Here is a 13,064-nt window from a genome sequence, read left to right as displayed (position 1 = left end):
TCGTGTCATGCTGCAAAAGACCCTCCCCCTGCTCGTGCTCCTGGGCGGCGCGGCCCTCGCGCAGGACGCCACGCCGACGCTGAACTCGGGCGACACCGCCTGGATGCTCGTCTCGGCGGCGCTCGTGCTCCTGATGACGCCGGGCCTCGCCTTCTTCTACGGCGGCCTGACCCGCGCCCAGAGCGTCCTGAACACCATGATGATGAGCGTGATCTCCATCGGGCTCGTCGGTGTCCTGTGGATGCTCGCGGGGTACACGCTCGCCTTCGGGGAGGGCGGGAACGCGCTCGTCGGCGGCCTCGGCAACCTCGGGCTGGAGGGGCTGAAAGACGGCCTGACCGGCACCATCCCCACCTACGTCTTCGCGGCCTTCCAGGCGATGTTCGCCATCATCGCGCTCGCCCTGATCAGCGGCGCGGTCGTCGAGCGGATGCGTTTCGGCGCCTTCATCCTCTTCGGGGCGCTGTGGAGCCTGCTGATCTACTCGCCGCTTGCCCACTGGGTCTGGAGCGCGGACGGCTGGCTCTTCAAGCTCGGGGCGCTCGACTTCGCGGGCGGCACCGTCATCCACATCGCGGCGGGCGTGAGCGCCCTGGTCGCGGCGTTCGTTCTCGGGCCGCGCATGGGCTACCCCCGCACGGCGCACGTGCCGCACAACGTGCCCTTCGTCCTCCTTGGGGCCGGGCTGCTGTGGTTCGGCTGGATGGGTTTCAACGCCGGGAGTGCGCTGAGTGCCGGGCAGACCGCCGGGCTCGCCTTCATCACCACCCTGATCGCCCCCGCCGCCGCGATGCTGACCTGGCTCGCCTGGGAGAGCGGCCGCAACGGCAAGCCCACCGCCGTCGGCGCCGCCACCGGCCTCGTCGTCGGCCTCGTCGCCATCACCCCCGCCTGCGCCTTCGTCAGCCCCTGGGCCTCGGTCATCGTCGGGGCGCTCGGCGCCACCGCCAGCTTCTGGGCCGTGCAGTACAAGCACCGCCTGGGCGCGGACGACTCGCTCGACGTGTTCGCCTGCCACGGGGTCGCCGGGATCGTCGGGGCGCTGCTGACCGGGGCGCTCGCCTGGACCACCGGCAGCGGCAAGCCCGCCTTTGAGCAGCTTCTGATCCAGGCCCTCGGCGTCCTCGCCAGCGTCGCCTTTACCGGCCTCGGCTCCTTCGTCCTGCTGAGACTCGTCAGTCTGCTGACCCCCCTGCGGGTGCCCGCCAGCCAGGAGGTTGCCGGAATCGACATCAGCGCCCATAGCGAGCAGGGCTACTCCGAGAACGAGACCGGCCTCGGCGCTCCCGTCTTCCTCGGCGGCGACTGAGTCTCCATCCGGGCTCCGGCCTGGGTCCCTCCCCCAATCCCAGAACCTCCACGTCCTGCCCGCCCCCGACCGCATCCCCGGGGGCGGGCCGACTCCTCTGCTCCTCGGCGGTGTTGCCCGCCGGGTAACGGTGTCTTCCCAGATTTCCGGGACGCTTGGCCCTCCGGGACGGGAAAGGCGGCTGTGTTAGGATGCTTCACGAGTCTGACGCCAATTCAAAGGTCGGGCCAACGCACTACTCATCGCATCCCACTCTCCCTGTCTCCGGACGGGGGATTCGAGGCGGGGTGCGGCGGAGCCACGAAAGGGCTGTGTTGTGAGAAAGACTGTGTTGTGTGAGAGAAAGGAGGAGGGATTTGGACGTCTCCAGTCGAGTCTTGAGTGAGCTGGCGAGCCGCGAGGCGGCGCTGGACGCGCAGATCGAGGCGGCCCGCGAGGAAGCGAGGCGCGAGATCGAGGCCGCCGAGGCCGAGGCTGCCCGGATCCTTCGGGATGCCCAGGCGCGCGCGCAGGCAATGCAGGCCGAGAGCGAAGGACAGCTTCAGGCCGAGACCGCCCGCATCCGCGAGGAGGCTCGTGCCCAGGCCGAGCGGGAAGCGCAGGCCACCCACGAGCGGTCGTCGGCGCGGGTGCAGCAGGCCGCCGAGCAGATCCTGAGGGCGGTGCTGCCGTGATCAACCCCATGCAGCAGGTCGTGATCGCTACCCGCAAGCGGGACAGCGAGGCGGTGATCGCGGCGCTGCAGGATGCGGGGGTCCTGCACCTCAAGCCCATCACGGGCGGGCCCCTGAACACCGGGACCCTCGCCGGACAGGACGCCCAGAGCCGCCGCGAGGACGAACGCCTCCTCGCCCGCGCCGAGAGCACCATCGCCGAACTCGGCGCCTACCGCCCCGCCCCCGCGCCCCTCCCCCCCCAGGGCGAGTGGGAGCGCGTGGTGGAGGGCGCGGCGGGTCCCGTCTCGGTCCTCGCCCGCAGCCGCCAGGAACTCCAGGCGGACCTCGACGCGGAGACGTCCTACGGGGACGCGGTGCGCGCCCTCGCGCGACTCGCCGGGGGGCTCGACCGCAGCCGTCGCCTCGCCCTCGTGCCCTTCCTCCTCCAGCCGAGCGACAACCTCGGCGAACTCGACGCGGCCCTGCGCGCGGCACTTCCCGACCGGTACGCGCTGGCGACCGAGACGGTGGGGCAAAACCGCGTCGGGCTGATCGCCACGCTGAAGGCCGACCGTGACGCCGCCCGCGCCGCGCTAGGCCGGGTGCGGCTGGGCGAGCTGAGGCTGCCGGGCCGCTTCGACGGGATGCCTCTCTCTGAGGCCGCCGCCGAAATGGAGCGCATCCGGGCGGGCGGGGCCGAGCGGCAGCGGAGGCTCAACGAGGAGCGCGACCGCCTCGCGCAGACCCACGGCCCGGCGCTCTTCGCCGTGCGCGACGCGCTCAAAGACCGGGTGGCAATCCACGATGTGCGCGCCGTGTCGGCCCGGGGCAAGTACAGCCTCGCCATGCAGGGGTACGTGCCCGCCGACCGGGTGCCCGCGCTGACGGCGGCCCTGGGCCGCTTCGGCGACGCGGTGAGCTATGAACTCCAGCCCGTCGACGAGCACCACGACGCGGCCGTGCCCGTGCAGCTCAAGAACAACTCCTACGTCCGGCCCTTCCAGGTCGTGATGGGGCTGATGAGCCTGCCCAAGTACGGGACCTTCGACCCCACCTGGGTCGTCGCCGTGTTCTTCCCGCTGTTTTTCGGCATCATCATCGCCGACGTGGGGTACGGCCTGCTGTTCCTGCTGTTCGGCCTGTGGCTGGGCGGCAAGGCGCGGCGGAACGAGGGCTGGGACCTGAGCTTCTTCGGGGCCTACGTGCCGCCCGCGACCCTGCGCGACCTCTCCTTCGTCACGAACGTGATGGCGGGCTGGAGCATCCTGTGGGGCTTCCTGACGGGCGAGCTGTTCGGCACGCTGGGCGAGCACCTGCACCTCTTCTACGTGGACCCCAACCTCGTGAACAACCTCTGGGGCTGGACCGGCATCCGCGCCGAGTCGCACGGGGAGGCTCACTACGGCTTGATCCCGACGCTCTTCCCGCGCCTGGAGACCGATTACTTTTCCAACGTGGCGCTGGTCTTCGCGCTCCTCTTCGGCATCCTGCAAGTGCTGTGGGGATGGGGCATCCGCATCCAGCAGGGTGTCAAGCACCGCGACTCGACGCACACCTGGGAGGGCCTGGCCCTCTTCGGCGGCGTGCTCGCGCTGATCTGCATGGCCTTCGCTACCCGCGCCGGACAGGACTTCGGGCAGTTCACGAACTTCGCCAACCCGCTGATCCTGGTCATGTACCTGGGCTTCGCCCTGTTCCTGATCGGGTGGATTCGCGTCATCCGGCACTTCCCGCTGCTGCCCATCGAACTGCTGTCGCAGGGCGGCGCGGTCGTGAGCTACGCCCGTATCTTCGCGGTCGGCCTGGTGAGCGCCATTCTCGCCAAGCTGTGCTCGGACCTGGGCTGGAGCCTCGCCGAGCGCATCGGCTTCCTCGGGATCATCCTGGGAATCGTCGTCGGCGCCCTGCTGCACTTCTTCGTGCTCGCCCTGACCCTCATCGGCCACATCGTCCAGCCGCTGCGTCTGCACATGGTCGAGTTCCTCAACCCGACCGGCTTCAACGCCGAGACGAGCCCGGCCTACAACCCCCTTCGCCGCCTCAGCCCCACGAGCGGGCAGGCCAAATAACCTCAGTTTCGGGAGTCAACCATGACCAGATACAACAAGATCGTCCTCGCGTCCCTCGTCCTCGCCCTCGCCACGACCGGCTTCGCCCAGGAGGCGGGTACGAACGCCGCCACCGACGAGCTGTACCGTGGCCTTCGCGCGGTCGGCGCGGGTCTGGCGCTCGGCCTCGGTGCCCTGGGCACGGGTGTCGCCCAGGCGCGCATCGGCTCCAGCCTCGTGGGCGCGGTGGCCGAGGACGCCAGCAAGGCGGGTAGCCTGCTGCTGTACTTCCTGATTCCCGAAACGCTCGTGATCTTCGGCTTCCTCGCGCTGTTCATCCTCAACTGAGATGGCGCTCGACAAGCTTCTCGAAAACGAGGCACAGTCGGAGATCGAGCGCATCCGCGCCGAGGCCCGCGAGCGCTCGGCCCGCATCCTGGCGGACGCCCGGGAACGCGCGCAGAGCCTGCTCGACAGCCGCACCCGCGCGCTCGAAACCCAGCGCCAGTCGGGTCTCGTGCGCGCCCGCTCCGCCGCCGACCTCGAACTCAGCGCCTCGCGCCTGAACGCGGGCGAACAGGGACTGGGCCAGGTGTACGGGATGGTCGAGCAGTATCTCCAGGGCATCACGCAGGCCCCCGAGTACCGCGAGATTCTGGGTCGGCTGATCACGGAAGCCCGCCAGGCCATCCCCAACCCGGAGGCCGTCGAGGTGAACCCCGCCGAGGCTGCGCTCGCCCGCGAACTCGTGACCGACCTGCCCGTGCGGGAGAATCCGGGCGTCGTGGGTGGCGTGCGGGTCGTGGCGCGCGGCGGCAAGAGCGGGATCACGAATACGCTGGGAGGCCGCCTGGAACAGGTAAGGAGCGACCTCGCCCCGCAGATCAGCCGCCTGCTCGCCGGGGAATAGGGACGACTCATGCCCGACGACTACGCTTACATCAACACGCGCGTTCGCGTGATGCGGACCAAGCTGCTCGACGGGCGCGCCCTTGACTCGGCGCTCGCCTCGGGCAGCTACCAGGAGTTCCTGCGCGTTCTGACCGAAACCGAACTCGCGCCCCAACTGCGTGAGACGACGAGCGAGGGCGCCGGGCTCCCCGAACTCGACCGGGCCCTCTCGCAAAACCTCTTCGCCACCACCCGCAAGGTGTTGGGCTTCGCGGACGGGCAGGCGCGGCGGGAGATCGAGGTCCTGCTGATGCGCTGGGACCTCGTGAACCTCAAGACGGTCGCTCGCGGCATCGTGAGCGGGCGGGGCGCCGACGCGATTCTGGAGAGCCTGATCCCGGGCGGCACGATCAAGCCCGCCGCCCTCCAGACCGCCGCCCAGAGCACCGACCTGGCGAGTGCCGCGACCGCCATCGCCGTCAGCGGGCACCCGCTCGCGCGGGCGATGCGCGACGGGGCCGCCGCCTATGGGGCGAGCAACCGCCTGCTCGACCTGGAGGTCGCGCTCGACCAGGGGTACTACCGCCACGCCCTCGCGGTGGCGCGCAACACCAGCCTGCGCCGTTACCTGGGCCGGGAGATCGACGTGCGCAATGCATTGATCGCCCGCAGCACGCGTGGTCAGGCGCTCGACCCCAACCTCTTCGTGCCGGGCGGGCACCTCGACGCGGGCGGCTATAGCCGTCTCGCGGGCGGGGACGCGAGCGGCATTTCCGACGCGGCGGCCATTCTGGAAGCGCCTACCCTGGAGGACGCCGAGGTCGCGGCCCGCACCGCCCTCGACACCGCTGCGCGCAACACGTCGATGAGCGACCCCGAGGGCGTCGGCGTCATCCTCGACTTCCTGCGCCGCAAGGAGATCGAGATCGCCAAGCTGCGGCTGATCGGGCGCGGGAAGTTCTACAACCTCGCCACCGACCAGATTCGCCGGGAGGTGCAGGCATGACCGCCAGGACCGGAGCAGGGAGCCAGACCCAGCGCGTCGCCGTTCTCGCCGACGCCGAGACCGCCACGGGCTACCGCCTCGCGGGCGCGGAGGTCATCGAGGCGACCCCCGAGACCGCCGTGCGCGAACTCAAACGGGTGATCACGGAGGGGCGTTACGGCCTCGTCGCGGTGGACACGGGCCTCATCCCCGACCCCGCGACCGCCACCGCCCGGGTGATGCGCGGTCGGGATCTTCCCATCCTGCTGCCCATCCCCAGCCTCAGGGACGCCTTCTCGACCGAGACGGTGGACGCCAAGGCGTACATGGGCAAGCTGGTGCGGGACACCATCGGGTTCGACATCAAGCTCTGAGGGTCTAACGGTCCGGCCGTCCAACTGTCTAAAGGCACAAATGCCGTCCTGGGCATCTTTTAGACTGTTGAACCGTCAGACAGTTAGACCCCTCGCCTCTCCCAAGGAGACAGAATGACGCAGAACAAGCAGGGCGTCGTGCAGAACATCGCCGGACCCGCCGTCATCGCGGACGGTATGTACGGCGCGAAGATGTACGACATCGTGCGCGTGGGTAAGGAACGCCTCGTGGGCGAGATCATCCGCCTCGACGGCGACACCGCCTTCGTGCAGGTGTACGAGGACACCTCGGGGCTGACCGTGGGCGAGCCCGTGGTCACCACCAACCTCCCGCTGTCCGTGGAACTCGGGCCGGGGATGCTCAACGGCATCTACGACGGCATCCAGCGTCCCCTCGACAAGATCCGGGAGGCGTCGGGCGACTTCATCGCGCGCGGCATTGAGGTGTCGAGCCTCGACCGCACGAAGAAGTGGCAATTCACCCCCTCCGTGCAGGTGGGCGATATGGTCACGGGCAGCTCCATCATGGGCACCGTGCCGGAGTTCTCCTTCACGCACAAGATCCTCGTGCCGCCCGAGGTGCAGGGCCGTCTGCGGATGGTCGTGCCTGCCGGGGAGTACACCATCGACGACACCATCGCGGAGCTGGAGGACGGCACGAAGCTGCGGATGGCGCATTACTGGCCCGTCCGCGCGCCGCGTCCCGTCGCCCGCAAGCTCGACCCCAGCCTGCCGTTCCTCACGGGGATGCGGATTCTCGACGTGCTGTTCCCCCTGGTGATGGGCGGCGCGGCGGCGATCCCCGGGCCCTTCGGCTCGGGCAAGACGGTCACCCAGCAGTCGGTCGCCAAGTACGGCAACGCCGACATCGTGGTGTACGTGGGCTGCGGCGAGCGCGGCAATGAGATGACAGACGTGCTCGTCGAGTTCCCGGAACTGGAAGACCCCAAGACCGGCAACCCGCTGATGCAGCGCACCATCCTGATCGCCAACACGTCGAACATGCCGGTGGCCGCGCGTGAGGCGTCGGTGTACACGGGTATCACGCTGGCCGAATACTTCCGCGACCAGGGCTACTCGGTGTCGCTGATGGCCGACTCGACGAGCCGCTGGGCCGAGGCTCTGCGCGAGATTTCCTCCCGCTTGGAGGAGATGCCCGCCGAAGAAGGCTACCCGCCCTACCTGGGCGCGAAGCTGGCCGCCTTCTACGAGCGCTCCGGCGCGGTAAAGACCCTCGCGGGTGAGGACGGCGCGGTCTCGGTGATCGGCGCCGTGAGCCCGGCGGGCGGCGACATGTCCGAGCCCGTCACGCAGGCGACCCTTCGCATCACGGGTGCCTTCTGGCGTCTGGACGCGGGCCTCGCCCGTCGCCGTCACTTCCCGGCGATCAACTGGAACGGCAGTTACAGCCTCTTCACGCCGATCCTCGACTCGTGGTACCGCGAGAACGTGGGCCGGGACTTCCCCGAGCTGCGCCAGCGCATCAGCAACATCCTCCAGCAGGAGGCGTCCTTGCAGGAGGTCGTGCAGCTCGTCGGCCCCGACGCGCTTCAGGACCAGGAGCGTCTGGTGATCGAGGCGGGGCGGATGCTGCGCCAGGACTTCCTCCAGCAGAACGGCTTCGACCCGGTGGACGCCAGCGCCTCCATGCCCAAGAACTACGGCCTGATGAAGATGATGCTGAAGTTCTACGACGAGGCGGAGGCCGCGCTGCGGCAGGGCGCCACCATCGACGAGATCATCCAGAACCCGGTGATCGAGAAGCTGTCGCGCGCCCGCTACGTGCCTGAGGCCGAGTTCATGGCCTACGGCGAGGGCGTGATGGACGAACTCGACCGGACCTTCAAGCGTACCCCGCAAGGAGTGAGAGCGTGACCACCCTCCTGAAGAAGGAATACAACGACGTCGCGTACATCTCGGGCCCGCTGCTCTTCGTGAACGCGGCTTCGGACCTCGCGTACGGCGCCATCGTGAACATCAAGGACGGCACGGGCCGCTCGCGCGGCGGGCAGGTCATCTCGGTGTCCGACCAGAACGCCGTCATCCAGGTGTTCGAGGAGACGCGCGGCCTCGACCTCGCCACCGCCTCGGTGAGCCTCGTCGAAGATGTGGCCCGCCTGGGCGTCTCCAAGGAGATGATCGGTCGCCGCTTCGACGGCCTGGGGCGCCCCATCGACGGGCTGCCCGCCGTGGTGGCCGAGCAGCGCCTGAGCATCAACGGGCAGCCCATGAACCCCGCCGCCCGCGCCAAGCCCGAGGAGTTTATCCAGACGGGTATCTCGACCATCGACGTGAACACGTCGCTGATCCGTGGGCAGAAGCTCCCGATCTTCTCGGGCTCGGGTCTGCCGCACAACGAACTCGCGGCGCAGATCGCCCGCCAGGCGAAGGTCCCCGGCCACGAGGGCGATTTCGCGGTGGTGTTCGCGGCGATGGGCCTGACCCAGCGTGAGGTCTCGTTCTTCACCCAGGAGTTCGAGCGCACGGGGGCTCTGGCCCGGTCGGTCCTCTTCCTCAACCGCGCGGACGACCCCGCCGTCGAGCGTCTGTTGACCCCCCGCATGGCGCTGACGACCGCCGAGTACCTGGCGTTCGAGCAGGGCTACCACGTTCTGGTGATCCTGACCGACCTGACGAACTACTGCGAGGCGCTGCGTGAGATCGGCGGGGCGCGCGAGGAGATTCCCGGTCGGCGCGGCTTCCCCGGCTACATGTACACCGACCTCGCCTCGCTCTACGAGCGCGCGGGCGTGGTGCAGGGCAAGCCCGGGTCGGTCACTCAGATTCCGATCCTCTCGATGCCCGACGACGACATCACCCACCCCATCCCCGACCTGACCGGGTACATCACCGAGGGACAGATCGTGGTGGACCGTGGGCTGAACGCCAAGGGTATCTTCCCGCCGATCAACCCGCTGCCGAGCCTCTCGCGTCTCCAGGGCAACGGCATCGGCAAGGGCAAGACGCGGGCGGACCACAAGAACGTGTCCGACCAGCTTTTCGCCGCCTACGCGAACGGCCTCGACCTTCGCAAGCTCGTCGCCATCACGGGTGAGGACGCGCTCACCGAGACCGACAAGCTGTACCTGCGCTTTGCCGACGACTTCGAGAACTACTTCATCGGCCAGGGCGACCAGGACCGCTCCATTGACGACAGCCTGACGGTGGCCTGGGCCATCCTCTCCAAGCTGCCCCAGAGCCAGCTCACCCGCCTCAGCCGTGACTCCATCGACAAGTTTTACGGAACGAGGCTGGACGAGATGTGGCGGGGGAACCGGATCTGACGGTCAGTGGTGAGTGGTAAGTTGTTAGTGGGAAGGGCCTTTTACACTCACTACTGACCACTTCCCACTCACCCTACCGACGAAGGAGGTGAACATATGGCAGGACAGATCAGCCCCACCCGCTCCGCCCTGCTCGCCAGCAAGGCCAGCCTGAAGACCGCTTCGAGCGGTGCTGACCTGCTTAAGCGCAAGCGCGACGCCCTGATCGGGGAATTCTTCGCGCTGGTGAAGGACGCATTGAGCGCACGCGAGCAACTCGGCGGCGTGAGCAAGGGGGCATACACCAGCCTGTTCGGCGCGAAGGCGTGGGACAGCCCGGAGGCGGTGGAGAGCCTGAGCCTCGCGGGAAGCGGGGACTACGCCGTGGACATGCAGATCGAGAGCATCTACGGTGTGAAGGTGCCCCGCATCAACGTGCCCGAGCGCAACCAGCAGGTGAATTTCAGCCCGATCAACGTCGGCGCGCGGACCATACAGGCCGCGACCGACTTCGGCGGGGTGATGGAGGCCATCGTCCGGGTCGCCGCGACCGAGACGAAGCTGCGGCGCATCGGCGAGGAAATCAAGAAGACTTCTCGCCGGGTGAACGCGCTGGAGCAGGTCGTGATCCCCGGTATCCAGGGCGACATCCGCTTCATTCGCGGCGTGCTCGACCAGCGCGAGCGCGAGGAGAGCTTCCGCCTGAAGAAGATCAAGGCGAAGCTGGAGCGCGACAAGGAAGAGCAGAACGCCCAGGCCGGGCAACACGGCACGGCCGCCGACTGAGCGACCAGTCTCTGCGAGAAGCCGCCCTCACGAGGGGCGGTTTTCTCTTGCAGACGTTCGAGAGCGTGGGTGAGGTTCCTCTGCGCCTGTGACTCCAACCCGGCGAACTCGGGCGTGGAGAAGATGCACTCGCGGTCGAGGAAGCTCTGGAGGATCTGCGCCCGCCCGGCCTGATACGCCTCCTCGGTAACGAAACTGTACTCTCGCCGGATGGCCGCGTCGTAAGCGGCGAAGGCCTGGGGATCGGCCCCCAGGATGCTGAGGTCGGCGTCCACCAGCAGCGCCTCGTCACGGGTGGTGGGGGGCGAAGTGTGACGGGTGGCGAGGATGAGAGCGCCGACCTCCTCCACGAGTTGAGGAGGGGCGCCCTGCTCCCGCAGCCACTTCCCGAACACTTCCGCGCTCCGTTCCTCGTTGTCATTGGAGTGGGGGTCATACACGAGGTCATGACCCCAGGCGGCGAGGGCGAGAGCCGGGGTCAGGAGGGCGCGCGAGTCGAGGGCGTGAAGCACGGCCCGCACATGCTCTGCGTTGTGGTAGGCGCGGTGGAACTGGTTATAGAAGGGCAGGGCGAACTCTTCGGCGGCCTGGAGGAGTTCACTCTGCCCCATGTCTTCCCCGGAAATTACAGCTCGGCGGAGTCGGTAAGGTCCGGCGCTTTGCGCTTGGGGGGCGCCTTGCGGGCGGGGACGGCAGCGACGGCAGGTTGGTGCTCGGGGTCGAGGCCGCACAGGATGTTGTAGGTGCGGCGGATGTCGGCGGCGCGGGCCTCCACGTACCCCTGCCCCACCTTCCCCTCATAGGTGTTGGGCTCGGTCATGTGGTAGGCGAGTTGCAGGGCTTTGGTTTCAAAAGTCTCCATACTCACCTTCTTATAGCGGCTGTAGGTCAGGGGAAGGTTCGACTTGCCCAGCCCACCCCTACCCCTCCAGTTCCGGCTTGGCGTCCCGTTCCATCAGGTGCGCCAAGCCCATCGCGGGCGTCCACTCTCCGCCCGTCACCTTCGCCACGGCGCGGACGATGGGAAGGTCGTGGCCGTGGGCAGTGGCCCAAACGTCGAGAAGGCCCGCCGTCCGCAGGCCCTCGACCACCTTGCCCCCCTGGGCGGGACTCTCGCCGCGCGCGATGGCCTCCCCGGCGGCGCGGTTGCGGCTGTGGCGGCTCGTCGCCGTCGCCACGAGGTCGCCCAGCCCGCTCAGGCCGTACACGGTGTCCTCGTGGGCGCCGAGGGCCTCAAGGTAACGCCCCATCTCGCGCAGACCCCGGGTGATCAGCGACGCCTTGGCATTGTCCCCCAGCCGCAGGCCGTCCCCCATCCCGGCGGCGAGGGCGATCACGTTTTTCAGCACGCCGCCGAGTTCCACCCCCAGTTCGTCCGTGCTCGTGTACACCCGCAGGGCGGGGGAGACGAGGGCCGCCTGCACGGCCTGAGCGAGGTCCGGGTCCGCACTTGCCACGACCGTCGCGGCGGGTAAGCCCCGCCCTACCTCCTCGGCGTGGTTGGGACCGCTCAGGACGGCGACGTGGGTGAGGCCCAGTTCCCGCGCGAGGTCGGTCAGCCGTCCCCCGTCCGGCGCGAGCCCCTTGGCACACAGGACGACCCCGAGTTCACGCGGCAGGGCGGCCAGCAACTCAGGAACACCCACGCTGGGCACGACGACCAGAGCGAAGTCCGCTGCGGCCACAGCGGACTTCAGGTCGGAGGTGACCGTCACCGTATCAGGAAGGGAGACGCCCGGCAGGTATTCCCTGTTCTCGCGCACCTCGGCGAGGCGGGAGGCGAAGTCGGGGCGACGGGCCCACAGGATCGCCTCTCGATCTGCCCGCGCGACCGCGACCGCCAGGGCCGTCCCCCATCCCCCCGCCCCCAGGACCGGGACCGGACGGCTCATGCCTCCCCCGCCCAGGCGAAGACCCACACGCGCGGCGTGTCGAGGGAGGGCGGCGCGTAATCCGGGTACTCCACAATCTCCCAGCGCGCGAAATTGGCCTCGCGCAGCAGGGGTTCGAGGTCGGTGGGGTCGTACCCGCGTTCCCGGTGCACCTCCAGAAATTCCTCCCAGGTGCCCTCCGCGTCCTGCACCCGGCAGAAGGCCTGCACCACGCCCAGGTCCGCCTCCACGTCGTACTGGTGCGACCAGTGGTAGTGGACCTCCCGCCCGTCCGGCAGGTGGGCCAGTCCCTCGACGGCGCCCCCCTCCCACAGTTCCCGCACACCCAGCCGCGTGTTCAGGTCACAGGCGAGGAGGCCGCCGGGGCGGAGGTGCGCCCTGGCCCGGGAGAGCGCCGCCCCCAGGTCGCCGGGCGTCAGCAGGTTGTTCAGGCTGTCGAAGACGCAGGTCACGAGGTCGAAGGTCTCGCCCAGCTCGACGGTACGCAGGTCGCCGACCGAGAGCGTGACCCCCGGGCCCAGCCGCTCGCGGGCCACCCGAAGCATCTCGGCGCTGCCGTCCAGCCCGTGTACCCGCAGCCCCGCCGCCATCAGTTCGCGGGTAAAGCCTCCCGTGCCGCAGGCGAGGTCGAGGGCCAACCGTGGCTCCAGCCCCCCGTCCCGCGCGTACGTCAGCACGAAGTCGGCCCAGTGGTCGTACTCCACATCGGCCATGATCGCGTCGTACACGGCGGCGAGGGCGGTGAAGGGAGGCTGGCTCTGCATATGGTGTACTCTACCGCCCCCATCTTTTCAACGCCGCGTCAGGTATCACGGGCCGTTTGCCGCCAGCATGAACGGGCCGTGAGCCCAGCGGGAAGG

The 13,064-nt window shown here is 68.9% G+C and carries 13 protein-coding genes; 10 read left to right on the top strand and 3 right to left on the bottom strand.

All coding sequences use genetic code 11. From position 1 onward, the window contains the following. Nucleotides 1-7 precede the first annotated feature (7 nt). The 10 genes from DAETH_RS13590 (at nucleotide 8) to DAETH_RS13545 (ending at nucleotide 10,312) form a co-directional block, all read left to right on the top strand. A complete protein-coding gene (locus DAETH_RS13590; RefSeq protein ID WP_264775412.1) occupies nucleotides 8-1,309 on the top strand; it encodes an ammonium transporter in 1,302 nt (433 codons plus the stop codon). 356 nt (nucleotides 1,310-1,665) lie between these two features. Continuing rightward, nucleotides 1,666-1,983: a V-type ATPase subunit subunit G family protein gene (locus tag DAETH_RS13585; protein ID WP_264775411.1), complete on the top strand. Its 318-nt coding sequence runs from the start codon at nucleotides 1,666-1,668 to the stop codon at nucleotides 1,981-1,983. After that, nucleotides 1,980-4,034 carry a V-type ATP synthase subunit I gene (locus DAETH_RS13580; protein ID WP_264775410.1) on the top strand — a complete coding sequence of 685 codons (2,055 nt, stop codon included), beginning with the start codon at nucleotides 1,980-1,982 and terminating at the stop codon, nucleotides 4,032-4,034. Before DAETH_RS13585 ends, DAETH_RS13580 begins: the two co-directional genes overlap by 4 nt. A 21-nt stretch (nucleotides 4,035-4,055) precedes the next feature. Next, nucleotides 4,056-4,361, top strand: a complete 306-nt coding sequence (locus tag DAETH_RS13575; RefSeq protein WP_264775409.1) for a V-type ATP synthase subunit K — start codon at nucleotides 4,056-4,058, stop codon at nucleotides 4,359-4,361. A 1-nt stretch (nucleotide 4,362) separates the two neighbouring features. Further along, nucleotides 4,363-4,923: a V-type ATP synthase subunit E gene (locus DAETH_RS13570; RefSeq protein WP_264775408.1), complete on the top strand. Its 561-nt coding sequence runs from the start codon at nucleotides 4,363-4,365 to the stop codon at nucleotides 4,921-4,923. Nucleotides 4,924-4,932: 9 nt separating this feature from the next. Next, nucleotides 4,933-5,910: a V0D/AC39 family V-type ATPase subunit gene (locus DAETH_RS13565; protein ID WP_264775407.1), complete on the top strand. Its 978-nt coding sequence runs from the start codon at nucleotides 4,933-4,935 to the stop codon at nucleotides 5,908-5,910. Next, on the top strand, nucleotides 5,907-6,263 hold the full coding sequence (locus DAETH_RS13560; protein ID WP_264775406.1) for a V-type ATP synthase subunit F: 357 nt from the start codon (nucleotides 5,907-5,909) through the stop codon (nucleotides 6,261-6,263). The genes DAETH_RS13565 and DAETH_RS13560 overlap by 4 nt, the downstream gene beginning before the upstream one ends. A 114-nt stretch (nucleotides 6,264-6,377) precedes the next feature. Continuing rightward, nucleotides 6,378-8,138, top strand: a complete 1,761-nt coding sequence (locus DAETH_RS13555) for a V-type ATP synthase subunit A (protein WP_264775405.1) — start codon at nucleotides 6,378-6,380, stop codon at nucleotides 8,136-8,138. After that, nucleotides 8,135-9,547 carry a V-type ATP synthase subunit B gene (locus tag DAETH_RS13550; RefSeq protein ID WP_264775404.1) on the top strand — a complete coding sequence of 471 codons (1,413 nt, stop codon included), beginning with the start codon at nucleotides 8,135-8,137 and terminating at the stop codon, nucleotides 9,545-9,547. The genes DAETH_RS13555 and DAETH_RS13550 overlap by 4 nt, the downstream gene beginning before the upstream one ends. Before the next feature lie 96 nt (nucleotides 9,548-9,643). After that, nucleotides 9,644-10,312: a V-type ATP synthase subunit D gene (locus tag DAETH_RS13545; RefSeq protein WP_264775403.1), complete on the top strand. Its 669-nt coding sequence runs from the start codon at nucleotides 9,644-9,646 to the stop codon at nucleotides 10,310-10,312. A 625-nt stretch (nucleotides 10,313-10,937) separates the two neighbouring features. On the opposite strand, the gene DAETH_RS13540 is transcribed toward DAETH_RS13545, so the two are convergent. Genes DAETH_RS13540 through DAETH_RS13530 form a run of 3 tightly spaced genes read right to left on the bottom strand, consistent with a single transcriptional unit; the run spans nucleotide 10,938 to nucleotide 12,968 of the window. Beyond that, nucleotides 10,938-11,174 (bottom strand): hypothetical protein, encoded by a 237-nt coding sequence (locus DAETH_RS13540; protein WP_264775402.1) that lies wholly within the window; start codon nucleotides 11,172-11,174, stop codon nucleotides 10,938-10,940. 58 nt (nucleotides 11,175-11,232) lie between these two features. Then, on the bottom strand, nucleotides 11,233-12,204 hold the full coding sequence (locus DAETH_RS13535; protein ID WP_264775401.1) for an NAD(P)H-dependent glycerol-3-phosphate dehydrogenase: 972 nt from the start codon (nucleotides 12,202-12,204) through the stop codon (nucleotides 11,233-11,235). Further along, nucleotides 12,201-12,968 (bottom strand): class I SAM-dependent DNA methyltransferase, encoded by a 768-nt coding sequence (locus tag DAETH_RS13530; protein WP_264775400.1) that lies wholly within the window; start codon nucleotides 12,966-12,968, stop codon nucleotides 12,201-12,203. Before DAETH_RS13530 ends, DAETH_RS13535 begins: the two co-directional genes overlap by 4 nt. Nucleotides 12,969-13,064 lie beyond the last annotated feature (96 nt).

Source organism: Deinococcus aetherius (assembly GCF_025997855.1).
Taxonomy (GTDB): Bacteria; Deinococcota; Deinococci; order Deinococcales; family Deinococcaceae; genus Deinococcus; species Deinococcus aetherius.
The sequence above is the reverse complement of the archived record's forward strand: the minus strand, read 5'-3'. Positions and strand labels throughout refer to the sequence as shown.